Annotated in this window: 16 protein-coding genes, 1 rRNA gene and 3 riboswitches; of the genes, 15 read left to right on the top strand and 2 right to left on the bottom strand. The window is 55.6% G+C overall.

From position 1 onward, the window contains the following. Positions 1 to 39 precede the first annotated feature (39 nt). The 3 genes from BMW84_RS22465 (at position 40) to BMW84_RS22455 (ending at position 3477) form a co-directional block, all read left to right on the top strand. Positions 40 to 486 carry a MarR family winged helix-turn-helix transcriptional regulator gene (locus BMW84_RS22465; RefSeq protein ID WP_091072347.1) on the top strand — a complete coding sequence of 149 codons (447 nt, stop codon included), beginning with the start codon at positions 40 to 42 and terminating at the stop codon, positions 484 to 486. 2 nt (positions 487 to 488) lie between these two features. Next, on the top strand, positions 489 to 2027 hold the full coding sequence (locus BMW84_RS22460; protein WP_091072346.1) for a DHA2 family efflux MFS transporter permease subunit: 1539 nt from the start codon (positions 489 to 491) through the stop codon (positions 2025 to 2027). A 163-nt stretch (positions 2028 to 2190) separates the two neighbouring features. After that, positions 2191 to 3477, top strand: a complete 1287-nt coding sequence (locus tag BMW84_RS22455; RefSeq protein WP_091072343.1) for an MFS transporter — start codon at positions 2191 to 2193, stop codon at positions 3475 to 3477. A gap of 92 nt (positions 3478 to 3569) precedes the next feature. On the opposite strand, the gene BMW84_RS22450 is transcribed toward BMW84_RS22455, so the two are convergent. Further along, positions 3570 to 4238 carry a DedA family protein gene (locus BMW84_RS22450; RefSeq protein WP_091072341.1) on the bottom strand — a complete coding sequence of 223 codons (669 nt, stop codon included), beginning with the start codon at positions 4236 to 4238 and terminating at the stop codon, positions 3570 to 3572. Between the two features lie 110 nt (positions 4239 to 4348). On the opposite strand from BMW84_RS22450, the gene BMW84_RS22445 reads away from it, so the two are divergent. From BMW84_RS22445 to guaA, 4 genes are all read left to right on the top strand, one after another. Further along, entirely contained in the window at positions 4349 to 5683 is a 1335-nt protein-coding gene (locus BMW84_RS22445) for a polysaccharide deacetylase family protein (RefSeq protein WP_091072338.1), read from the top strand. A 157-nt stretch (positions 5684 to 5840) separates the two neighbouring features. Then, positions 5841 to 7166: a DUF58 domain-containing protein gene (locus BMW84_RS22440; protein WP_139209676.1), complete on the top strand. Its 1326-nt coding sequence runs from the start codon at positions 5841 to 5843 to the stop codon at positions 7164 to 7166. Next, entirely contained in the window at positions 7135 to 9543 is a 2409-nt protein-coding gene (locus tag BMW84_RS22435; RefSeq protein WP_175499005.1) for a transglutaminase-like domain-containing protein, read from the top strand. The genes BMW84_RS22440 and BMW84_RS22435 overlap by 32 nt, the downstream gene beginning before the upstream one ends. Positions 9544 to 9697: 154 nt before the next feature. Then, positions 9698 to 11236, top strand: coding sequence for a glutamine-hydrolyzing GMP synthase (gene guaA / locus BMW84_RS22430; RefSeq protein ID WP_091072327.1), 1539 nt, complete (start codon positions 9698 to 9700; stop codon positions 11234 to 11236). Positions 11237 to 11261: 25 nt separating this feature from the next. Here guaA and BMW84_RS24580 read toward each other — a convergent pair whose 3' ends face one another. Next, positions 11262 to 11666 carry a hypothetical protein gene (locus BMW84_RS24580; protein ID WP_139209675.1) on the bottom strand — a complete coding sequence of 135 codons (405 nt, stop codon included), beginning with the start codon at positions 11664 to 11666 and terminating at the stop codon, positions 11262 to 11264. Positions 11667 to 12311: 645 nt separating this feature from the next. Next, positions 12312 to 12411, top strand: a riboswitch (purine riboswitch). A 126-nt stretch (positions 12412 to 12537) separates the two neighbouring features. Between BMW84_RS24580 and BMW84_RS22420 the strand changes: the two genes are divergently transcribed. The 8 genes from BMW84_RS22420 to BMW84_RS22385 all read left to right on the top strand — a co-directional run. After that, positions 12538 to 13938, top strand: a complete 1401-nt coding sequence (locus tag BMW84_RS22420; RefSeq protein ID WP_091072322.1) for an NCS2 family permease — start codon at positions 12538 to 12540, stop codon at positions 13936 to 13938. A 96-nt stretch (positions 13939 to 14034) separates the two neighbouring features. Beyond that, positions 14035 to 15603 carry a glycosyltransferase family 39 protein gene (locus BMW84_RS22415; protein ID WP_091072319.1) on the top strand — a complete coding sequence of 523 codons (1569 nt, stop codon included), beginning with the start codon at positions 14035 to 14037 and terminating at the stop codon, positions 15601 to 15603. A 19-nt stretch (positions 15604 to 15622) separates the two neighbouring features. Next, positions 15623 to 19441 carry a glycosyltransferase family 39 protein gene (locus BMW84_RS22410; RefSeq protein ID WP_091072318.1) on the top strand — a complete coding sequence of 1273 codons (3819 nt, stop codon included), beginning with the start codon at positions 15623 to 15625 and terminating at the stop codon, positions 19439 to 19441. A gap of 44 nt (positions 19442 to 19485) precedes the next feature. Beyond that, the gene (locus BMW84_RS22405) at positions 19486 to 20472 is read left to right on the top strand and encodes a glycosyltransferase family 2 protein (protein ID WP_091072315.1); all 987 of its coding nucleotides are present in this window, start codon (positions 19486 to 19488) and stop codon (positions 20470 to 20472) included. Next, positions 20465 to 20881: a GtrA family protein gene (locus tag BMW84_RS22400; protein WP_091072314.1), complete on the top strand. Its 417-nt coding sequence runs from the start codon at positions 20465 to 20467 to the stop codon at positions 20879 to 20881. The genes BMW84_RS22405 and BMW84_RS22400 overlap by 8 nt, the downstream gene beginning before the upstream one ends. Before the next feature lie 33 nt (positions 20882 to 20914). Further along, positions 20915 to 21577, top strand: coding sequence for a class D sortase (locus BMW84_RS22395; RefSeq protein ID WP_091072311.1), 663 nt, complete (start codon positions 20915 to 20917; stop codon positions 21575 to 21577). A 95-nt stretch (positions 21578 to 21672) separates the two neighbouring features. Then, positions 21673 to 21758, top strand: a riboswitch (cyclic di-GMP riboswitch). A 74-nt stretch (positions 21759 to 21832) separates the two neighbouring features. Then, a riboswitch (cyclic di-GMP riboswitch) is annotated at positions 21833 to 21918 on the top strand. A gap of 13 nt (positions 21919 to 21931) precedes the next feature. Next, positions 21932 to 22732, top strand: coding sequence for a transglutaminase-like domain-containing protein (locus BMW84_RS22390; RefSeq protein ID WP_091072308.1), 801 nt, complete (start codon positions 21932 to 21934; stop codon positions 22730 to 22732). Positions 22733 to 23070: 338 nt separating this feature from the next. Then, a 16S ribosomal RNA gene (locus tag BMW84_RS22385) occupies positions 23071 to 23276 on the top strand; the annotation flags it as partial.

Here is a 23276-nt window from a genome sequence, read left to right as displayed (position 1 = left end):
ATAGTTCGCATGCGAAGTATTTGACCGAGGTGATTGGAGTTGGAGGAACAAGAGCGGCAACTGGATGAAATCCTGACATCCTTTCGCCGGATCAGCCAGGCCTATTCTCAGCTTCTGCGAAAAATCGCGGATGAACTTGAAATTACGTCCGTGCAGCTAAGCGTACTGCGCAAAATATCCATGCATCCCGACGTCGGAGTCACGGAGCTTGCCGAACTGCTGCATCTGGGCAACAGCGCGGCCAGCGGAATCGTCGACAGGATGGTCAAGGCGGGGCTTATTACCAGAGACCGCTGCGCGAGCGACAAACGGATGTATTTGCTTGCATTGACCAGCAAAGGACAGGGAATTATTGAATCAAGCAGGCAGGCCCTGCGGCGCCATTTGCAGCCGCTCCTGGCCGTAGAGCCGGAGGATGTCGACGAGCTGCTTCGTCTGCATTGCCGGATCGTGCAAATTTTAGAACAAGGGAGAGAAAACTACTAGTTATGAGTACACTAAGTGCAAGTGCTGCTGCCGAGACGAAGTCGTTTCGCCGGGGACCGATTATTGCGGCGCTGCTGATCGGCGCATTCGTAGCGCTGCTGAATCAGACGCTGATGAACGTGGCGCTGCCGAAAATGATGGAAAGCCTGAGCATTACCGCCAACACGGCGCAATGGCTGACGACGGGCTTTATGCTCGTGAACGGGGTCCTGATTCCGATCAGTGCATATCTGGTTGAAAAATTCACCACCCGCCAGCTGTTTATTACAGCGATGGTCCTATTCTCGATAGGGACGCTGGTGTGCGCCGTCGGACCGGGCTTTGAGACGATTATGGTCGGCCGGGTCATTCAAGCGGTCGGCGCGGGGATTTTGATGCCGCTGATGAACATTGTATTCCTGCGGATCTTCCCGATTGAAGAGCGCGGCAAGGCGATGGGCCTGATGGCAGTGGCGATGATTTTCGCTCCGGCGGTCGGACCGACCTTGTCCGGCTGGGTGGTACAGAACTACTCCTGGCGCGTGTTGTTCTACATCGTGCTGCCGCTGGCCGTGATTGCTACGCTGATCGGCATTGTGGGCATGCGCAACGTAGGCAAGCTCAGCACGCCTAAGCTCGACAAGTCGGGCGTGGTGTTCTCGACGCTGGGCTTTGGCGGATTGCTCTACGGCTTCAGCGACGCCGGTACGGACGGCTGGAACAGCCCGACGGTTATTACATGCCTTGCCGTTGGCGTTGCCATGTTCATTCTTTTTGTATGGCGTGAACTGAAGGCAGACACGCCGCTGCTCGAGTTCCGGATTTTCCGCTATAATATGTATTCTTTGACTACTGTTGTTAATATTGTCGTAACGATGGCGATGTATGCAGGCATGATCCTGCTGCCGATCTATTTACAGACGATCCGCGGCTTTACACCGATGCGTTCCGGCTTGATGCTGCTGCCGGGCGCGATTCTGATGGGTATCATGTCGCCGATCACCGGGATTATTTTCGATAAAATCGGCGCGAAATGGCTGGCGGTTGTCGGCCTCCTGATTACGACCGCAACCACCTGGGAGTTCAGCCAGATTTCGGATTCAACCACGTACACGCACCTGATTTTGGTATATACGCTGCGGATGTTCGGGATGTCCATGCTGATGATGCCGATTATGACCGCAGGTCTGAACCAGCTGCCGCAACGCCTGAACTCGCACGGAACAGCAATGGCCAATACGCTGCGTACCGTTGCCGGCGCACTCGGAATGGCTTTGTTCGTCAGTATCATGACCAACAAGACCAAAGACGAAGTTACTTCCGCCTTAATGAGCGGTTCCGTTTCGCAGACAGATAAGGCTGCCATGGCAAAACTGACGCAGGAAGCAACAATAACCGGTATCCAGCATGCCTTTACGGTAGCTACCTGGATCACCGTCATCGCTCTGGTGCTGGCCTTCTTCATCAAGAAAACATCGCCGCAGCCGGACTTCCAGAAGGTTGATGAAGTACAGCCCGAGCAAACGCGTAAACCGCAATTGGCGAATTCCCGCGAGGCTTAAGCCGCTTGGCTGAATAGAATAACAGATCGCTTAGACCCGTTGGTCACCGGATGGTGGCGGCGGGTCTTTTTTGTTTATTTCAAAAAGAAGCATTGCACTCCGATGTATATTAGACTACCATCTAATTAGATGATTAATTAATTTGTGTTTGGAGGATCTTATTATGCAACTAGCACGATCAGGCTCCAGGCTTGCACGAGGCTACAGCCGGCTATTTGCGGCCGGATTGATCAACGGGATCGGGGATCGCTTCAGCAGTGTCGCCATGCTCGCCTTGCTGCTGCGGGTGACCGGCTCCGGCATGGCGGTCGGCATTGCCCTGGGCCTGCGGGTGCTGCCGTATTTGTTTATGGCTCCGCTTGGCGGGCTGCTGGCCTCAAGAATACCGCGCCGCAGGCTCATGATCGCCGTCGATCTGCTTCGCGTGCCGGTGGCGCTCTCGTTCCTGCTGGTAGACTCGAAGGACATGATTTGGCTGCTGTATCTCGGCAGCTTTGTGCTGGCGGCGGGAGAGGCTGTCTATGCGCCGGTCCGCAAATCTTCGATTCCCCTCTTGGCAAAGCCGGAATCGCTGCTGCGCATCAACAGCCTGGAACAGCTGTTGACCGGCTGCGTGCTGATTGTCGGGGCGTTTGCCGGCGGCTTAATCTCCCTGTGGTTTGGTCCTGATGCAGCGTTTATTTTTAACGGGATTTCCTTTTTGGCCGCAGCCATGCTGCTGTGGGGGCTGGAGCTGCCGGAGGGACAATCGGCTTCGGGTGAAGATAAGCATAGAGTAGAGCCCGCAGGCAGTACGGAAACTGAAGAGCGCCGCGAAGCCGCGGGCAGCCGGAGGCGGGCGCTGGCCGGCGTACTCGCAGGCAGTCTTGTTCTGCAAGTGGTCCTTGCCTACGAATGTCTGGTACCGCTGCTGAACGGTTGGGACAACGTGCTGATCAGCGTGTACGCGGTGCAAGTGTTTCATGCGGGCGATGCCGGCGTGGGGGCGTTTTATGCGGCGCTCGGCATCGGGCTTAGCGTCAGCGCTTTGGCCGTGCGATATATCCGCCGCAGGCTGCTGTTCATCGTTTTGGTCTGCTTGCTGGCAGAAGGGCTGACGCTTATGGCAATCAGCGGCAGCCGCTCCATCGGCGTCGCCTTCATGCTCTACGTCCTGCTCTCGCTAGCCTCGGGACTGGGCAATGCCTGCCTGGATACGCTGGTGATGCGGGAGACGCCTGCTTGGCTGCAGCCGGCGCTGTTCGGAACCCTGGCCGCCGTTTCGGGTACGCTGATGGGATTGTCCATGCTGTTTGCCGGGTGGCTGCTGGATCGGGTGGAGCCGAGAACGCTGGGTTTTGCCGGGGGGGCAGGGTTTGCGTTTATCGCCCTCCTGCTGGCCGGGTATGCGGCAGTCCGCCAATGGCTCAACAGGCGGCCGAGAGCAGGCAGGGGCCACTCTGGCGCATAACAGGCCGAGGGTGCGCAGGAATCACTTTGGCGAATAACAAAAAGCCGCCCGGATGTCACATCGTGACAATCCGGGCGGCTCTTTTCCGCGATTTAACGTTCTTTTGAGGTTTGCTTGATTTTGGCTTTGACTTTAAAGCGGGCTCTCAGACGCAGCAGCTGTGCGCGCAGACTGCGCCGGCTGCGATAGACCACGATTAAAGCGACCAGAACAACCAGGCCGATGGCAATGCGCATCGCATAAGTCTCAAACAGATGGAAGATGCCCGTCCACTGCGGACCGAATACTTTGCCGACGCTCAGAAAAAGCAGAACCCAGAACAGCGCGCCGGAGTAAGCGTACATCGCGAATTTGCGGAAAGGCAGGGCAATGATGCCGGACAAATATCCCGTAAAATGGCGGACACCGGGAATAAAATAACCGATGAAGACAAAAAAGCTGCCGTACCGGTCAAACCAGTGCTGGGTTTTCTCCAGTTTGGCGGGCGAGAACAGAATCCACTTGCCGTAACGCTGGATAAAAGGCAAACCGGCCTTCAGGCCGATGAAATAGGTTATGGTCATGCCGACCGTCGTTCCGGCCAGCCCGACGGCAATTAGTGTCGCAAAGTCGAGTCTCCCCGTATATGAAAGGAAGCCTGCAAAGGCCATCGTCGTCTCCCCCGGGAACGGAAGGGCTATAAACTCCAGGAGCAATCCGAAAAAAAGCACGCTGTACCCGTAGCGGGCAAACAGCTCTTGAATATAATGCAGCATTTCCATCTGACGAAAATCACTCCCCGAGGCCGCTGCCTCATTCTATTTCCCGGCTTGTCTTCATACAATCTATCAATCGATTCCGCGGTAAACGCGAGATACCGGAGGTAGAGAAGATGAAGGCCAGCTCCAAACGTAAACTATACTTGCGCGTGATCCTGATCGGCATGCTGCTGACGCTGCCGATTTTTGCTTTTACGCCTCACCCTAAGAATAATCCCCTTGCCGCTGCGACGCAAATGTTGACCGTCGCGGCCGCGAAGCCGCAGCCTCACGCATCCGCAAACCCCGATTCCTCGCCGCCCGTCAAGCTCATAGCCGCAAGCGCCAAGCCTGCCCAGGCAGCCGCCAAATCTGCGGCCCAGCCTGCAGTCCAGTCGGCCGTGCGCCCGCAAAAAACCGTCTACCTTACATTTGACGACGGCCCGAGCATCGTCACCCGCAAGGTTTTGCAAATTTTACAAAACTATGGGGTCAAAGGGACGTTTTTTGTGCTGGGCAATCAGGCCCAGACCCGCCCGGAGCTGATTACCGCTATCGCGGAACAAGGGAATGTCATCGGAAATCATACGTATAATCATAATTATAGCGAGCTTTACAGCTCCTTCACCGTATTCTGGAAACAGATCAAGCAAACGGAGGAGATCGTCAGGGAGATCACCGGAGTCCGGCCGCAGCTGGTGCGGGCACCGGGCGGCACATACGGTCATTTTGACTCCACCTATTTTAAATTGTTGAAGCAGGCGGGATATAACGTCATGGATTGGACCGTGGACAGCGGGGACTCCAGGCGGAAGGGCGTTCCGGCGGCAGAGATTCTGCAGGAGGCCACAGCAGACCTGAAATCGCGGGAGGTGGTGCTGCTGCTGCATGACGGCGCGGGCCATGAAGCGAGCGCCCAGGCGCTGCCGCATATCATCGAGCGTTTCAAAGCCGCCGGGTATGCTTTTGATGTGCTTGATCCGAACGCCGCTCCGGTGCAGTTCCGCGTTTCGCCCAAAGCCGCAGCCGCCGGCCGCATCCCGCCCTCCGCGGCTTGGGTCGCCTCCAATATTGCGCCGAATGCCGCGCTGTTTGCTCCCGGCAAGCCGCTGGTACTCGAGGTCGGCAACATGCAGACGGAGCTGAAGCCGGGCGAATACAGTATCGTGTCCGGCCAATACATGGTGCCGCTGCGGGCGGTGGTCGAACGCTTTGGAGGCAAGGTGTATTGGGATGCCGCGACGCACAGGGGCAGGGTCGTCTGGGGCGGCCGCGTGGTGACGGCGGACCCGGAGCGCCAGCAATTGGTAATGGAACGTTTGGGAGCCACAGCAGTGACACGGGACGTGCGGATTTCGCTGATCGGCTCATCGCTTTGGGTAGGCCTCCGCGAGCTGCTTGAGACTGTAGGTTATCCGCCGAAGTCGGTGAGCGTCACGGCCGATGAGCGCAAGGTCAAAGCAGGGTGATTTGTGCGGGCGATGCCGTTTAGGACGGAAATGGCGGGGTTTGGTCACGCTTTTTTGTGGGAAGAATAGACAATATTAGGCTCCGCATCGGAGGCCGGCGCGCAGTACCGCAGACCGCCCCCGGGAGCTAGTCTACCCGATAAAGGAAGGATGCCTTTTGCCCTCATCATCTCTGAATAAGCAATCTCCACAGGCATTGCCGGAGCATGCCCCGCCGAGGATCGGCCGGGTGCGGCGGATGTTGGCCGAATGGCTGCGGATGGGCGTAATCGCCGCAGTGATCGGAACCCTGTATGCTTGGCGCGGCGGAGCCGCGCTGTTCTATCTGCTGCTGGCGGCCGGATTCCTTATGCTGGGCGGGCTGCTGGTGCAGCTCTTTGGCCCAAGGAACGTACAGATTACCCGAAAGCTCTCGCCGCCCAAACCGCTGGCGGGGGATTCAGTACATGTCGAGGTGGAGCTTGCCTTTGCCTCCCCGCTTCCGCTGCCATGGATGATTGTCGCGGACGACTGGGGCGGTGTATGCCACCGGGAGCTGCTGTTTCCGGGCTTCCGCCGCAAGCTGAAGTATGACTATCTGCTGAAAAAGACAACGCGGGGCGTTCACCGGCTGCGCGTCTGCGGCATCAGCTGGGGGGATATTCCCGGCTTGTTTACGGGCAGCCTTCAGCACGGCGGCGAAGCCAGCTTCAAGGTGCTGCCGAAGCCGCTGTATATGGGTGGACCGCTGCCGGTAGGCGGAGTATTGGCCGGAGGGGTTCTGCCGCATAACCGGGAGAGCGGGAGCGGTGATCCGGCCGAAACCCGCGACTACGCGCCGGGGGATCCGCTGAACCGGATTCACTGGAAGAACAGCGCCCGTAAGGGAACGCTGCAAAGCCGGGTACAGGAAAAAGAGCGCGGCAAGATGACCAGCATCGTGTTGGCCAATGATCCGGACAGCTATGCATCTCCCGTATCCGCTCTGCTGCCGCGTTCCCGGCGGAACGGCTCCACCCCGGCATTCGAGCGGGCGGTATCTGCCGCCATGGGCCTGCTGCTCTCCGCGGAACGTTCCGGCGCTTATGTGCAGCTGTTTACCGGCGGCTGGCCGGAAGGCCATGCCAGACATGAAGGCGTCGGCAAGCTGCCGGTCCGGGTACAGGACCTGCTGGCCGAAATTACGCCTGGCGGCGAACGTGCGCTGGAACAGCTGCTGGCCGATGCCTCCGCGGCGTGGCTGCCGGGGATGTCGGTAGCGGTCATCACCGGACGGCTGGAAGAAGCGGCCGCAAGAAAGCTGGCCCAGTTTATGCTCCACGGGGTTAAAGTGGAGCTGTATTATGTATGGGATCAGCCGTCTCCGGGCCGCGGACATGATACGATCAGCGCCAGCCTGGCCCGGCTCGGCGCGAAGCTGTATTGCCTGGATCCGATGCCGGGAGGAATGGGGCGCAGAGGAGAGGATCGGCATGAGTCCGCGGAAACGCCGAAAGTTCGCTAAACCTCTGCCGGTAGCTTCCGCAGGGGCTGGGACCAGTTGGCGACTGGACGACGGCTCCGGGAACGGAAGAATTCCGATTGCGGAAACATCGGCGGCTGCGGAGCGGACGAAGGGGCAGGAGACGATCATTCCTCCGGCCCCTTTGTATTTTCGTCTGCTGTTCTCGCTCCCCATTGCCGGTCTATTCGCGGAATGGCTGCTCCCGCTGCACCGGTTTGCCGGGACGGCGACCGCAAAAGCCATGCTGGAACATTTGCTGCTGCTGGCTTTGGCATTGCTGCTTACCGGAAGCTTCCGGTTGCCCGGAAGTATCAACGTTTCGGGCAGGCTGTTCCTGATAGTGCTGGCGTGGCAGCGTCTTTGCGCCACGCCGGAAGGGCCGGGCGGATGGTATAGCCACATCGCCCATGTGGCCGGAGATGCCCGGTCGCTTGTTTTTTTGCAGACCTCGGCTTTAAGCGAAGACAGCCGTTTGCTGCTGTTGGCCCTGGGCTGGGGGCTGCTGGTCTGCTCGGTCCAGCAGCTCGCGCTGCTGCGGGGCAGCGCGGCGCTGTTTGCGGTTTGTACGCTGGTGTATTTGCTGGCGCTGGATCTGTTTTTTCAAATCGACGTCACCGGGGATATTCCGCCGGTGCTCGGCTTTATCGTCTGGCTGCTGGCGCAAAGCCGTCTGCTGCGGCTTGCCGAGCGTACCCGCAGCTTTGCGCTGCCCTACGGCCGGTGGACGGCGGCGGGACTCGGCCTGGCTGCCGTTCTCTCCGGCGCCGTCTGGGCCGGGGGAGCCGTGCACGCCCCGCAGGAGGCAAAGCCGGTCTCCATCCGCAAGACGCTGGAAGAGTGGCGGGATTTTGCCGAAGCGAGGGCGGGCGAAAGCTATTCTGCTGCAGCCGAACCTGCATCCGGCGCCATTGCCGGCACTACCGGATATGGCGGCGTCGGCCAGGAAATGGGCGCTCCGCTTAAGCCCGGGAACAGGCCGGTGTTCACTGCGGTTACCCCCGAGCGGGTATACTGGCGCGGCGACAGCGCCGCCGTATATGACGGCCGCCGCTGGGCAGGAGAAGAGACGGAGCCCAAGCCGCAAAATCTGACGAGTCTGCCTGCGGCAGCTCCTGGAAGAGCGTTGACCGGGAGCGGCCGGACGCTGGTTCAGCGGATCGAGCTGGCTGTGCCGTCCGCAGGCGGCTTTCCGCTGTTCCATGCGGGAATCGTGCTGGATATCCGGCAGATCGATCTGGCGGACGGCAGCCGGCTTGGTTATGTGCTCACGCGAGGAGACGGCGCGTATTACCTGCCGGAGACGTCGGCCCGCGACGCTGGCATTACCGGGTACACCGTGGAGTCCGTACTGCCGGAGCGCCGGCCTGACCGGCTGCGGACCTTGACGGGGGCTGATCCCGCGGAGGTGGCTGATCGCGATCTGCAGCTACCCGGAACGCTGCCGGCGCGGGTTAAAATGCTGGCCGCCTCGCTGGTCGAAGCTGCTCCGAGCCGCTACGACGCAGCGGAAGCGGTAATGGCTTACCTTCAGCGGGGGTATACCTATACGCTGGATACCCGGATCCCTCCGGACGGCGCCGACTTTGCCGACGATTTCCTGTTTGTGACCAAACAGGGCTACTGCGTGCATTTTGCCACGGCGATGACCGTGCTGCTGCGGGCCGGCGGAATTCCCGCACGCTACGTGCAGGGATACGCGCCGGGCACGCCGGTGCCGGATTCCATGCCGCAGCGGGTTGCCGTCACCGAAGGCGACGCCCATGCCTGGGTGGAGGTGTACTTCCCCGGGGCGGGCTGGGTGCCGTTTGACCCGACGCCCGCCGGGCCGGCCGCAGCGGCGCTGGCTGCGGCCCCGGATTCCGCGGCGGGGCTCGCCGCGGAACCGGAACCGTCCGCGCATCCCGGCGCGGACGCACCGCTGCCCGCCCTGCCGCAGGCGGGCGGGCCTCCCGCGCCGCCTGCGCTGGCGGCGCTGGGGCTTGCCGCCGCCTGGCGCTGGCGGCGGGCGCTGGCACTGCTGCCGGCGCTGCTGCGCGGCGGCAGCGCGGGCCGCGGGCGGCAGCTGCGCGCCGCCGCCCTGGCCTGGCATGGGCTGACGGCGCGCTTCGGGGCGCCGCCGCCCGGGGTTACGGCCAGGGAGTACGCCCGCTCCCTGGCCACCGACGACGCCGCGCTGCGCGGCGCGGCGATGGGGTTTGTACGCCAGTGGGAGACGCTGGCGTACGGCGGAAGCGGCGGGGCGGGGCATCCGCCGCCGCGCGGCCCCTCCGGCTGGCCGCTGTCTCCTCCACAGCGTACAACCGGCGCTGTGTCCGCTGCGGACCCTTCCGCGGCATTTATCCGCCGCTGCTTATATATCGTCCTCCGGCTCGCCTGAACTGGAGGACGATTGTCTATGTACGGCGGACTTTTTTACATTTTTCGCCGCGTAAGCGCTGCGATTTTTCGAATCGCCTCCAAGTGTTTCCCTTTCCTTGACGGTGCGAATTGCTCATGAGTATAATGAATCCAATAATTAAGGGAGGCGCGTAATGAACAAGCCAAGTGAAATCATTGTTGTACTCGACTTTGGGGGCCAATACAATCAGCTGATTGCCCGGAGAATTCGCGATTTGGGCGTATACAGCGAGCTGTTGCCATACAATACGCCGATTGAGAAGATTAAGGCACTATCGCCGAAGGGGATTGTATTCTCCGGAGGACCGAGCAGTGTGTATGCCGAGGATGCGCCGCATGTGGACCCGGCGGTGTATGATCTGGGTCTGCCGATCTTCGGGATCTGCTACGGGATGCAGCTTATGGCCCAGCAGCTTGGAGGCAAGGTGGAACGCGCCGCCAAACGGGAGTACGGCAAAGCCGACGTCGATTTCGTCGAAGGCGCGGTATTGGCTACGGGGCTGGAGAGCAGCCAGACGGTATGGATGAGCCACGGCGACCATGTCGTTGTGCTTCCGCAGGGCTTTGTCCTGGATGCCGGCACCGAAAGCGCACCGATTGCAGCAATGAGCCACAGAGAGCGGAATTTCCATGCGGTTCAATTCCATCCGGAAGTGCGCCATTCGGTCAACGGAAATGACATGATCTCGAACTTCCTGTACGAGATTTGCGGCTGCGAAGGCAACTGGACGATGGAATCGTTTATTGAGGATGCCGTGAAGGAGATCCGCGAGAAGGTCGGCGACCGCAATGTGCTGTGCGCGCTGAGCGGCGGGGTGGATTCCTCGGTTGTTGCCAAGCTGATCCACAAGGCGATCGGTAACCAGCTGACTTGTATGTTTATTGACCATGGCCTGCTGCGCAAAGGCGAAGCCGAAAGCGTCATGGAAACCTTTGTCGGCAAGTTCGATATGCATGTCGTGAAGATCGATGCCCGCGAACGGTTCCTCGGCAAGCTGGCCGGCGTCTCCGATCCGGAACAAAAACGTAAAATCATCGGCAACGAGTTTATCTATTGCTTTGACGAAGAATCGGCCAAGCTGGGCGACTTCTCGTTCCTGGCGCAAGGCACGCTGTACACGGATATCGTGGAGAGCGGCACGGCGACGGCCCAGACGATCAAGTCGCATCATAATGTCGGCGGTCTGCCGGAAGACATGAAATTCAGCCTGATCGAGCCGCTGAACACGCTCTTCAAGGATGAAGTGCGCAAACTGGGCGAAGAGCTGGGGCTGCCGCATGCCATCGTCTGGCGCCAACCATTCCCGGGTCCGGGTCTGGCGATCCGCGTACTGGGCGAAGTGACGGAGGACAAGCTGGAGATCGTCCGCGAATCCGACTACATTCTGCGCGAAGAGATTGCCAAAGCCGGGCTCGACCGGGAGATCTGGCAGTACTTCACGGCGCTGCCGAACATGAAGAGCGTCGGCGTCATGGGCGACGAGCGTACCTACTCCTACACTGTAGGCATCCGCGCCGTAACCTCGATCGACGGCATGACCGCCGACTGGGCCCGCATTCCGTGGGATGTGCTGGAGAAGATTTCGGTCCGCATCGTCAACGAAGTCGACAACGTCAACCGTGTCGTGTACGACATTACCTCGAAGCCGCCGGCTACGATCGAGTGGGAATAGAGCTAATATGCAGCATCCTCATGAATTATAAAAGCGGGGCCGTCCAAGATGATCTTGGGCAGCCCCGCTTTTTTTGTAAGTTCGCAAGGACTCTTAATTCAGTTTGTCGATCAGATATAAGGATTGCCCGGCAACCTCGGGAAGCAGGTTGCGCGTACCGTTTGGCGCAAATTGCATGGCTAGTTACAATCTTTGGATCGCTGGCATAAAGATTCGCGGATGTGGTGCCGTAATCCGTGATGGCGTTTCCCGCGGAATCCTCCAGCAGGGTACCGGAAGATGCGATATGTATGGCCGTATCCTTGGCGGCAAGCTCGTTTTTTACCGTCAGGTAAAAGGCGACAAAGGCCTCATTGGCCGGGCGGATCGGCTTGTTCACGGTTGAAGCGATAGACAGAACGACTTCCTGCCGGCCATCGGCGGGATTCATGTCCTCGGGAAACGGATTTGCAATCTTGTACTCCGCTGCGGGTAACGTTTCGGACGGGATGAAGAGGGTGTCGTCTCTCCATACCGATTTTCCGAGCGCCTTATCAAACCGGATGTTGCCCTCTGTCGTAAATACATTTTCATCGTAGCTTACGGAAATTTTGGCCGAACGGAGCCCCGGGCGGGGATATTGGAGATTTTGACGCTCACAAGCACGCTTTTTCCGGCCGCCAAGGTTGCAGAATCGCTGATCACCTCAACAGACAGTCTCTTGGAGTCCGCCGCCGAAGCCAAACCTGTCAGGACATCGCCGACATAAGCAGGACGAGCGCGATTGCCGTGGTCTTCCTTAGTAAGTACATTTACATCCCCCATCCAATTTATAACAAAATTGCAGTCTACCTCTTATTATCGGCGCTGCGTTCATACTATTTATACCTTCCGGCTCGGCAGGCTGCACCGGATTATAAATTTACATATTGTGGGACAAATGCTAATGAAAAGAGGTTTTTTAAGGGGTGATAAAAGGAGTAATGGCCGTTCAGTGCGGAAAAATGGACGATTTACGAACGATTCGAAAAAGCTAACGTGAAATGTTCGTATTTACCATTGACAAGAGATGTCATGTAACTCTAAAATGAAAAAGCGTTGAACAGCATATTTGATTCGTATAATTCCGGGAATTGGCCTGGAAGTCTCTACGAGGTCACCGTAATGACCTGGCTACGATTTAAGGACATGCCCGCTTTCGCTTCCGGCTTTTTGCCGTAAGTGCAGGGAGACATGTTCTTTGCGGGCCGGTGTCTTTCCAAGATGCCGGCTTTTTTATATGGCTGTACGAAACATAACAAACACCTTAGGGGGAGAACAGTTTGAATCGCTTTTTCAAGTTGAAAGAAAACGGTACGACCGTACGCACCGAGATCATGGCCGGCTTGACCACGTTTATGGCAATGGCCTACATTCTGTCGGTGAACCCGGGCACATTGACTGCATTCGGCCGGATCGACATGGGCTGGTACTCCGTATTTTTGGCTACGGCGCTGGCAGCGGGCATTTTCACCATCGCGATGGGCTTGTTCATTAACTTCCCGGTAGCACTGGCTCCCGGCATGGGCTTGAACGCTTACTTTGCTTCCGTCGTGTTGTCGTCCGCCACGTCCGAGAACCACTTTACCTGGCAAATGGGTTTGACCGCGGTCTTTATTTCCGGTCTGATCTTCATTTTGCTGACAGTGACTCAAATCCGGCAAATCTTGCTGACGGCCATTCCTGACAGCTTGAAGCATGCGATTACCGTGGGTATCGGCTTGTTCATTACCATCATCGGCCTCAAGAACAGCGGACTGATGACAATCGGCGTTGAAGCCGGCAATGACATCGCTGCCAACAAATTTACCGACGTGCTCTCCTTCGAAACGGTTATTCATATGGGCAGCCTGGACAACACCAGCGTGCAGCTTGCCATTATCGGCCTGCTCTTGATCGGCATTCTTATGGTACTCCGCGTGAAAGGCGCCATTCTTTTCGGGATTCTCGGCACAACGGTTGTAGCGATCCTGATGGGCGCCGTGGACTTCAGCTCCCTGAACAACCCGCAAACGCCTTGGGTTCCTGACTTTACGCAACTGAACTTCTGGGACTTCGACTGGGACGGCATCATGCACACCGGTATCGTTTCCGCAATCGCAACCTTTACGTTCGTAGAACTGTTTGATACCTTCGGTACCCTGGTAGGTACAGCTGAACGCGCAGGCATTATGAAAAATGCCGAAGAAGGCAAAAAACGCGTCGGCAAAGCCATGTTCGTCGATGCCGTTGCCGTTGCCGGCGGTGCGGTACTGGGTACTTCCACAACGACTGCTTATGTAGAAAGCGCCGCTGGCGTTGCCGAAGGCGGCCGCACAGGTCTGACTGCAGTAACAACCGGCGTCTGCTTCCTGCTCGCCTTGTTCCTGGCTCCGGTTGCTGCGCTGATTCCGGGCTCCGCTACTGCTGCCGCGTTGATTATCGTCGGCGTACTGATGGCTCAATCGATCCGCGAAATTGATTTCCAAGACATGGTATTGGCAATTCCTGCGTTCCTGACTTTCGCCATCATGCCGTTTACTTACAACATTGCTAACGGTATCTCCTTCGGGATCGTCACTTATGTCATCCTGGCTGGCGTAGCCAACCTGGCGGGCAAGAAAAAATACAACATCCACTGGATGATGTGGGTTCTGGCAGTTCTGATCATTCTGCGTTATGTATTGATCGGCAGCCAAGGCTAATCCGGCTTTGCTTCAGAAATCAGGCTCCTTCCATTAGGAAGGGGCCTTTTCATGCTCCGGCGAATGAATTATATTGTTTGAAGAGGTGACGTGAAAATGAAAAGGCTCTGGAGTCAGAGGCTGAGGGACAATCGCTGGCAGCTGCTGCTGTTTATGGTCGGCGCTCTCGTGCGGGTATGGTATATCCATTCGCTTCCTCCCGGTCTGAATCAGGATGAAGCTTCCGTCGGCTATGATGCCTATGCCATTCTTCATTACGGGATCGACCGCAACGGCGTTCATCTGCCCGTTCATTTGATTGCCTGGGGCAGCGGGCAAAATGCGCTGTATGCATATCTTGCAATGCCATTTCTGCTTTTGTTCGGTTTGACGCCATTGTCGGTACGGGCGCTTAGCGTTGTAATGGGGCTGATCGGCATGCTTTTCTTCTATTTAATAATGAAACGTTTGTATTCGGATAAAACTGCGGGAGTTGCCGCGATGTTCTTCATCGCCATCAATCCGTGGCATATCATGATGTCGCGTTGGGCGCTCGAATCCAATCTGTATCCGACCATCATCTTGATTGCGGTATATTTCCTGATTCGTGCATTTGACTCCCCGGGGTGGCTATACGGTTTTACTGCGCTGCTTGCGTTATCGCTATATGCTTACGGGACCTCTTATTTTTTTGTGCCGCTGTTTGCGGTTGGCGCTTTGGCGCTGCTTTATTATGGAAAAGCGCCGCGTGTGCGTTCCTCCCTGTGGAATGCCGGACTATTTGTATTGCTGGCCCTTCCCATATTATTATTTATAGTAATCAATCATTACGGATGGAAGACTCTGGCGACGCCGCTGTTCTCCATCCCCCGGCTGACCATGCCGCGCGTGGAGGCGGTGTCTTCCATTTTCAGCGGGAACCTGCTGGGAACGGCGTGGGACAAATTCCATGTGTTTATCCAATTGATGATCAGCGGCAGCGACGGTTTGCCCTGGAACTCGATTTCGCCTTACGGATTTGCCTATCCGCTTGCACTGCCATTGGCCGTGCTTGGTCTGATCGTGATGCTGCAGGATTGTTGGAGCAGGAGACATGAAGGTGCGCGTTATGCCGTTATCCCTTTATGGCTGCTGATTGCCGTATTGATGGCTTTTATAACCGATGTGAATATTAACCGCATTAATATTTTGTTTTACCCTTTAATCGCATTGGTTGCCGTGGGCTTCTTCTGGATTTACCGTCAATTAAAACCTGCAGGCATTGCCTTTGCCGTGCTCTTCGGGCTGATGTTTCTGCTGTTTACGAATGCTTATTTCCGGCAGACGCCCCAGGTGCTCGGCCCCGCCTTTTATGAATCCTTCGGAGATGCGATTCGTTACGCTTCGGAGGCGAGCAGCGGCAGCATTTATGTAACGGATTCCGTGAATATGCCTTACATCTATGTGCTTTTTTATGAAAAGATCAATCCGCATGATTTTCTGGAGACCGTGAACTACCGAAACCCCGGAGATGCCTTTCAGCAGGTTTCATCTTTCGGCAGGTATGTTTTCGGGAAGGCGGATTACTTGCCGGGGAATACATATGTTATCGCGAACAGCGATCCGCTGCCGCAAAACGGGAATTACACGATTAAGCAATTTACCAATTATACTGTAGTTATTGGAACACCGGCTGGATCAAATTGAAGATGGGGAGTTAGGGACGATGTTCAAATGGACACGAAAGCTCGCGGTAGTCGCCATTATGGTGCTGGCAATGCTGCTTCCGGTATCAAGCGCTTTTGCGGAAGGCAATCTGCTGCAGAATCCGGGATTTGAGGAAGGGGATGGCGGCGTTCCGGCGGGCTGGACCCCGGATAGCTGGATTGCCGGAGAGACGTCGGGTTCAATCTCGGTCCAATCTGAGGTAGTCCACTCCGGAAGCCAAGCGGCGGTTATCGAGAATTTGGAGCCGAATCATCTGAAGTGGATTCAGACCATAGAGGTGGAGCCGGAAGGGTATTATAAAATCTCCGGATATGTCAACGTAGCCGGTGCTGCAGGGCAAGGCCTGGGAGCCAACATTTTTCCGGTCGGTATCGCTAGCGGCTATCCCGCTGTAACGGATACCGGCGGGCAATGGCAGTATCTGGAATTCTACGGGCAGACCGGCAAAGATCAGCACGAACTTAGCGTCGGCGCCGCTTTGGGTGGATACTCCAGCCTGATCCAGGGGAAAGCGTATTTTGATGACCTGTCCGTGGAGCAAGTCGACGCCGTGCCGGATGGCACAGCGGTCATTTCGCTGGACAGCGGCGCGGCTGCGCAGGATGGAGCTAGCAGCGAGGCGCAGGCGCCGCATAAAGTGTCTCCGGCCAAGATTCTGCTGCTTTCCGGCTTGTTCGGCATCCTTTTTGCGGTGATGTACCGCCGGTCCTTCCGCAGCAATAGGCTGCTTGATCGGCCGGCGGCGATTTACACGCGCTGGCTGTATGTCATTTTCGGGCTGGCGTTTATATTGCGGATCTGGATTGCGCTTACGGCCCAGGGTTACAAAAACGACATGGATACATTTATGTCCTGGGGACAACGGATGGTGGATGTCGGGCCAGGTAAATTTTATGCGGAAGGCTATTTTGCCGACTATCCTCCGGGTTATTTGTATGTGCTGTATGCGCTCAGCGTCATCAGAGGCTGGTTCGGGTTTGCCCACGGCTCCGGCGGCGAGACGCTGCTGTTCAAGCTTCCGGCCATTTTATCCGATCTTGCGCTTGGCGCCATTTTATACCGTTACGGACGAAAAAAGGTCGGTTCCGGCATAGCCGTCGGCCTGGTGCTGCTCTATTTGTTTAACCCGGCGGTGCTGATCGATTCGGCAGCCTGGGGCCAGGCGGATTCCTTCTTTATGCTGTTATTGATCCTGAGTATCATCGGTGCCGTGGAACAAAGATTCGTGTCTTCCGCTATCTGGTTTGCGTTGGCGGTGCTCGTTAAACCGCAGGCGCTTATCTTCACGCCGGTATTGATATTTGCCTTTTTCCATCATCGTGCCTGGAAGCAGCTCGGCCTTGGCGCTTTGTACGGGCTCGGCCTGTTCAGCCTGCTCTCGGCGCCGTTCTTCTGGTCCAACGGAGGTCTGGGCGGTCTGATCGATCTATACAAAAGCACGCTTACGTCCTATCCGTATTCAACCGTTAATGCGTTTAATTTGTATGCATTGACGGATCCGTTGTGGGCAGGCATCGATCAGACATGGCTTGGCATACCTTATCGGACATGGGGCTTTATCAGCATTCTGGCCGCTGTTGCGACCGCCGCTCATTTTTCATTCAAAAAGAATCCCAAAGAGCTGTCCAAATCGTTCTTTGTCGGCCTGCTGCTGATCGTGTTCATGTTTGTCCTGGGTACAAAAATGCACGAGCGCTATATGTATCCGGCTATTCTCCTTGGCCTGTTTGCTTATATCGAGAGCAAGGACCGGCGTTTCCTGATGCTGTTCCTCGGCCAGAGCCTGACGTTGTACATTAACGTTGCCTATACGCTGGCGCATCTGAATGCCGGAAACAATCCGCCATCGGACGGAATTGTGCTGGTGACGGCCATTGCGAATCTCATTTTGTTTGTTTATATGCTCTACGTGGGCAATGAAGTGTATCTCCGCAAACGGGTGAAGCCGCTGGCCCCGCCCCTTACCAAGCAAGAGTTTGATCAGGCGGATACTGAAACCGTCGAGGCGATCCGGCCGCTCTCTGCGGAGGGGATCCGTCCGCGCTTCAAGCTGGGGCGTAAGGACTGGATCTGGATGCTGGGTATCACGGCGGTTTATGCCGCGCTTGCGCTGTTTCATCTCGGTTCGGCGAAATCGCCGGAGACCGTCTGGCAGCCTGCCGCCTCCGGGGAGAGCTTCTACGTTGATCTCGGCGAGAGCCGGCAGCTGGAGCAAGTCAATATTTTCGGCGGCGTCGGCACGGGCAAATTTAAGCTGGAATTCAGCCAGACCCCTGATAATTGGAGTAACCCGCTGAATGTCGATGAGGATGTCGGCAATGTATTCATCTGGAAAAGCCAGCCCGTCAATGTTGCCGCGCGTTACGTGAAGCTGACCGTTGATACGCCGGGCTTCCTTCTGCATGAAATCGCGGTTTACGGCCAGGGGGGAACCGAGCCGCTTCCGGTTGCCAGCGTATCCCCGGACAGCGGAACCGCGAAGCGCGGAACGCCGGCGAATCTATTCGATGAGCAAGCGCTCGTTCCGGCTCATTCGGGGTATATGAACAGTACGTATTTTGACGAAATCTATCATGCCCGGACGGCCTACGAATACCTGCACGGCATTGTGCCTTACGAGAATACGCATCCGCCGCTCGGCAAACTGCTGATTTCCGTCGGGATGGAACTGTTCGGCGTCAATCCGTTCGGCTGGCGCATCATAGGTACATTGTTCGGCATCGGTATGCTGCCGCTGATCTACATGATGGCGCTGCGTCTGTTCCGCAAGACTGGGTACGCCGCGCTGGCGGCCGGGCTGTTCGCGCTCGATTTCATGCACTTCACCCAGACGCGCATCTCGACCATCGACGTTTACGGCGTGTTTTTCATTATGCTGATGTTCTACTTCATGCAGCGTTACGCGACGATGAACTTCTTCAAGCAGCCGCTTGGCAAAACGCTGGTGCCGCTGTTCTGGTCGGGGCTGTTCTTCGGCATCGGGGTAGCGTCCAAATGGATCGTGCTGTATGGCGGCGCCGGTCTGGCGGTCATGCTCGGCTTGTCGCTCTTTGAGCGTTACCGCGAATATAAGGCGGCGGGACGGCTGCTGGGCGAAGGCAAACTTGCCGATCAGGAGCTGAAAGAGGCCTGCCGGAAGGCGGACCGGTCGTTCTGGAAAAATACGATACTCACCTTGGCCAGCTGTGTGCTGTTCTTTGTGATTATTCCTGCGGTCAGCTACAGCTTGTCGTTTATTCCGGTGTTGTCCGTTACCTCCGAGGGTTATACTTTTAAAGGGCTCATTGAAGCGCAGAAAAATATGTACGACTATCACAGTCAGCTTGTAGCGACGCATCCGTTCGCTTCCTCCTGGTGGGAGTGGCCGTTCATGAAGCGGCCGGTCTGGTTCTTCAGCGGCGGCGATGGCCTTCCGGAAGGGCAGGTCAGCAGCATCGTTACCATGGGGAATCCGCTGATTTGGTGGACCGGGATCTTTGCCCTGCTGGCATCCGTCTGGCTTACCATCAAAAATAAAGAAAAGTCGCTCTACATGATCTGGATCGCCTTCTTTTCGCAGTATGCGCCGTGGATGCTTGTCCCGCGGGAGACGTTCCTGTATCACTATTTTGCGATGGTGCCGTTTTTCATTCTGGCCATTGTCTACATTTTCAAGCTGCTGGAGAGCAAGTACAAAGATGCGTTTAAGCTGCGGCTGGTCTATGTAGCCGGGGCCTTGATTCTGTTTATTATGTTTTATCCGGTGCTCTCGGGCATGCAGGTCAGCGGAGATTATGTAAAAGATGTGCTGCGCTGGTTCCCTTCCTGGGTATTCTAGGAAGGGGCGGCGCTGCCGCATCCTATTGAAGGGAAGGTACGAAGGTGAAAGCCAGATATAGTATAATTGTTCCCATGTACAACGAGGAGGCCGTCATTTCCCATACGTATGAGCGCCTCAAAGCCGTCATGGAGAATTGCGGCGACACGTACGAGTTGATTTTTGTGAATGACGGAAGCCGGGATCGCACCGTTGAGATCATGCAGGAGATCAGCGTACGCGACGCGCATGTGAAGCTGATTGATTTTTCACGCAATTTCGGTCATCAGGTCGCGATTTCAGCCGGAATGGACTATGCTGCAGGGGATGCGGTTGTCGTCATTGACGCCGACCTACAGGACCCGCCGGAAGTCATTCTGCAGATGATCGCCAAGTGGAAACAGGGCTACGAAGTGGTGTATGCGAAGCGGATTAAGCGCCACGGTGAAACGCTGTTCAAGAAAACGACGGCCAAAATGTTCTACCGCCTGCTGGCCAGCATGACCAGCGTGGAGATTCCAACCGATACCGGCGACTTCCGTCTGATCGACCAGAAAGTATGCGCCGTGCTGCGCGGGCTTAAGGAGAAAAACCGTTATGTCCGCGGTCTCGTAAGCTGGGTTGGCTTCAGGCAAACGATGGTGGAGTATGTCCGCGAGGAGCGTTTTGCCGGAGAGACGAAATACCCGCTCAAAAAAATGATCCGCTTTGCGCTGGACGGCATCACCTCTTTTTCGCATAAACCGCTGAAAATCGCTTCCTATATCGGGTTCGCTTTGTCCTTATCCAGCTTCTTATATCTGTTTTTCGTCGTGTTCCAGCGCCTCTTTACCAATTGGACGGTTCCGGGCTGGACCTCGATCGTCGGCGTCAACCTGTTGTTTAACGGCATCGTGCTGATGCTGCTGGGGGTGATCGGCGAATATATCGGACGCATTTATGACGAATCCAAGGATCGGCCGCTGTACATCGTACGGGAGACCTTTGGCTATGGGGATAAGGAGGACGAGACGCTAACCGGGGAAGGGCAGGGAGGGCATCCGCATGCCTGAAAAAAGCTACAAGGCGGAATTCGCCCGTTTTCTCAAGTTCAACGCGGTTGGCTTGCTCAATACGCTCATTGATTTTGCTGTATTTACGCTGCTGCATTCGCTGGGGCTGGCCAACACGCCCGCTCAGGTGATTTCATACAGTGCCGGTACGGCCAACAGTTTTTTCTGGAATAAAAAAGTGACGTTCCGCGATCAAGGACAAGGCGACCGGATGCAGCTCGCGCGATTTATCGTATTGAATCTGCTGGTGCTCGGACTTTCCGTGCTGCTGATTCATTTGTTGACGGATACGTTCGGTATGAACGTGCTGGTCTCGAAAGTGCTGGTGACCTTTGTAACGGTCATCGTTAATTTCTTCGGCAGCCGGCTATGGGTATTCCGCAGCGTCTCGCTTGCCAAAGAGGAGTAATGTCATTCGGGTCTAACAAAAGGAGAGGATCGGATGCGTAAACTTTCTTATTTGATTATCATCATTGGCGTGCTTGTCATGCTGTATCCGAAAGCGAGCGAGTGGATGAATGACCGGGAGCAGCAAAAGCTGCTGGAAGAGGCAGAACAGGCCTATACCGAACCGGCGAGAGCGCCGTCGTCCACTCCGGATTCCGATCTGACCCAATCCTATGCGGCGGTCACCGAACTGCTTGCCGAGGGAGCGGATGAAGCGGACGAGCCCCAGCCTTCGGCGACGGCCACGCCGGATATTAAGCCGGGCGGCAAAGTTATTGCGGTGATCACGATTGATAAAATCGGATTGAAGCTGCCTGTCCTGGAAGGGGCAACGAAAGCCAATATGAAATTTGCTGCGGCGCATATGAAGGAGACAACAACGTTTGGAGAGGTCGGGAATGCGGCCATCGCCGCACACCGGGCCAGAACGACGGGCAGATTGTTTAATCGTCTAAACGAGGTTGAAATCGGGGACGTCATTGACATTCAGACAAGCGGAGAGAAGTACCGGTACAAGGTATACGACATTTCCATCGTAGAACCAACGGATGTTTCTGTGCTGAAGGGCAACGGCAAAGACCAGTTGTTAACCTTGATTACCTGTGATCCGCTCGTTCATCCAACCCATCGTCTTATCGTCCATGCGAAGATTTTGTGAAAAAATGGAAAGAAATTCATCGATTCTGCGGTAATCTAGCAAATTATTCCTTGTATCCTGGCAAATATATGATACTATATAACTAGAAAAGCTAAACACGATAACGGCAAACCTGTCGAAAGGCAGGGACGCAAAGCTATAGGGTCTTCCCCAAACCTTGGGATGGCAGCCAGCTACCGAATGAAGAGGCTTTTTTTGTTGTTTATTGACGGTCATTCTTACTTTTCTATTAAACGGTTTTAGTAGATAAAGCTAAAACGATAACGGCAAACCTGTCGAAAGGCAGGGACGCAAAGCTACAGGGCCTTCCCCAAACCTTGGGATGGCAGCCAGCTACCGAAAGGAGTTTTATCCATGAAGAAATTATCATCCATGCTGATTGCCTTGTTTATTGTTTTCACTACGGTTTACGCCGGTTCCGCTCAAGCGAGTGCAGCCAACTGGCTGGATACCTCGAAATTGAGTCAAGGCGTTATTACAGTTTCTTATGATGTTCCGGCAGACAAACGCATTAAATTGATGATCGCCAAAGACGATAGCAGCTACAACTACAATCTGTACAGCAACGTTGCTTCGGAGAACTTCCCGCTGCAGCAAGGTAACGGGACCTACAAAGTATCCGTTTTGGAGAACACAAGCGGCAATAAATATAAAGTAGTCGCTTCCGAATCTGTAACGCTGCAATTGAGCAATCCTAACGCCGTATATTTGAGCTCCGTGCAAAACGTGAAATGGAGCCCTTCCGATAAAGCCGTACTGAAGGCAACGCAACTGACAGCAGGCCTCAAAACCGATGAGCAAAAAGTAAAAGCAATCTATAACTATATTGTTTCCAATGTGAAATATGACTATACCTTAGCTTCGAACGTAACCACGGATTATATCCCTAACAACGATAACACGCTGGTAACCAAGAAAGGCATCTGCTATGATTACTCTTCCCTGTTCGCTACGATGCTCCGCAGCCAAGGCATTCCGACCAAATTGGTTATGGGTAACACAAGCTATGTCTCTTCCTACCATGCTTGGAACGAAGTGTTGCTGAACGGCAAATGGGTAACGATCGATACTACTGTAGACGCCGGTTTGGCTAAAACAGCTGCTTCGACCCTGGTGAAAGCTGCCGATAAGTATACTGCCGTTAAATTCTATTAAGTATAATTCTGCTAGATCTACGGGATAATCTGCTTAATATTTAAGCGGATTATCTTTTTTGTTTTTAAGGGGTTGCTTTTTAGGTGTGATCTGGGGTATTATAGGTGAGCGTTGTTACAGCGCCTTGTGTTTGAAAGTGGGCATTGTAGCGAGCCACAAATCATTCGAAAAAAGAAATGCTTGCAACATACGAATGATTGTGATATAGTATAAGAGTTGCTGCTGATGAGAAATTGCAGCGGCGAAACAAAGTTTGATCTTTGAAAACTGAACAACGAGTGAGTATTAAAGAGAATGCAAATTCTCGTCAGATGTTTTAAATGAGCAAGTCAAACACCTTTATGGAGAGTTTGATCCTGGCTCAGGACGAACGCTGGCGGCGTGCCTAATACATGCAAGTCGAGCGGAGTTTATCCTTCGGGGTAAGCTTAGCGGCGGACGGGTGAGTAACACGTAGGCAACCTGCCCCATGAACTGGGATAACTACCGGAAACGGTAGCTAATACCGGATAATTCCTCTTTTCGCCTGAAGAGAGGATGAAAG

It is taken from the genome of Paenibacillus sp. NFR01, from assembly GCF_900111565.1.
Classification (GTDB): domain Bacteria; phylum Bacillota; class Bacilli; order Paenibacillales; family Paenibacillaceae; genus Paenibacillus_AQ.
This window is presented reverse-complemented; position numbering and strand designations above follow the sequence as displayed.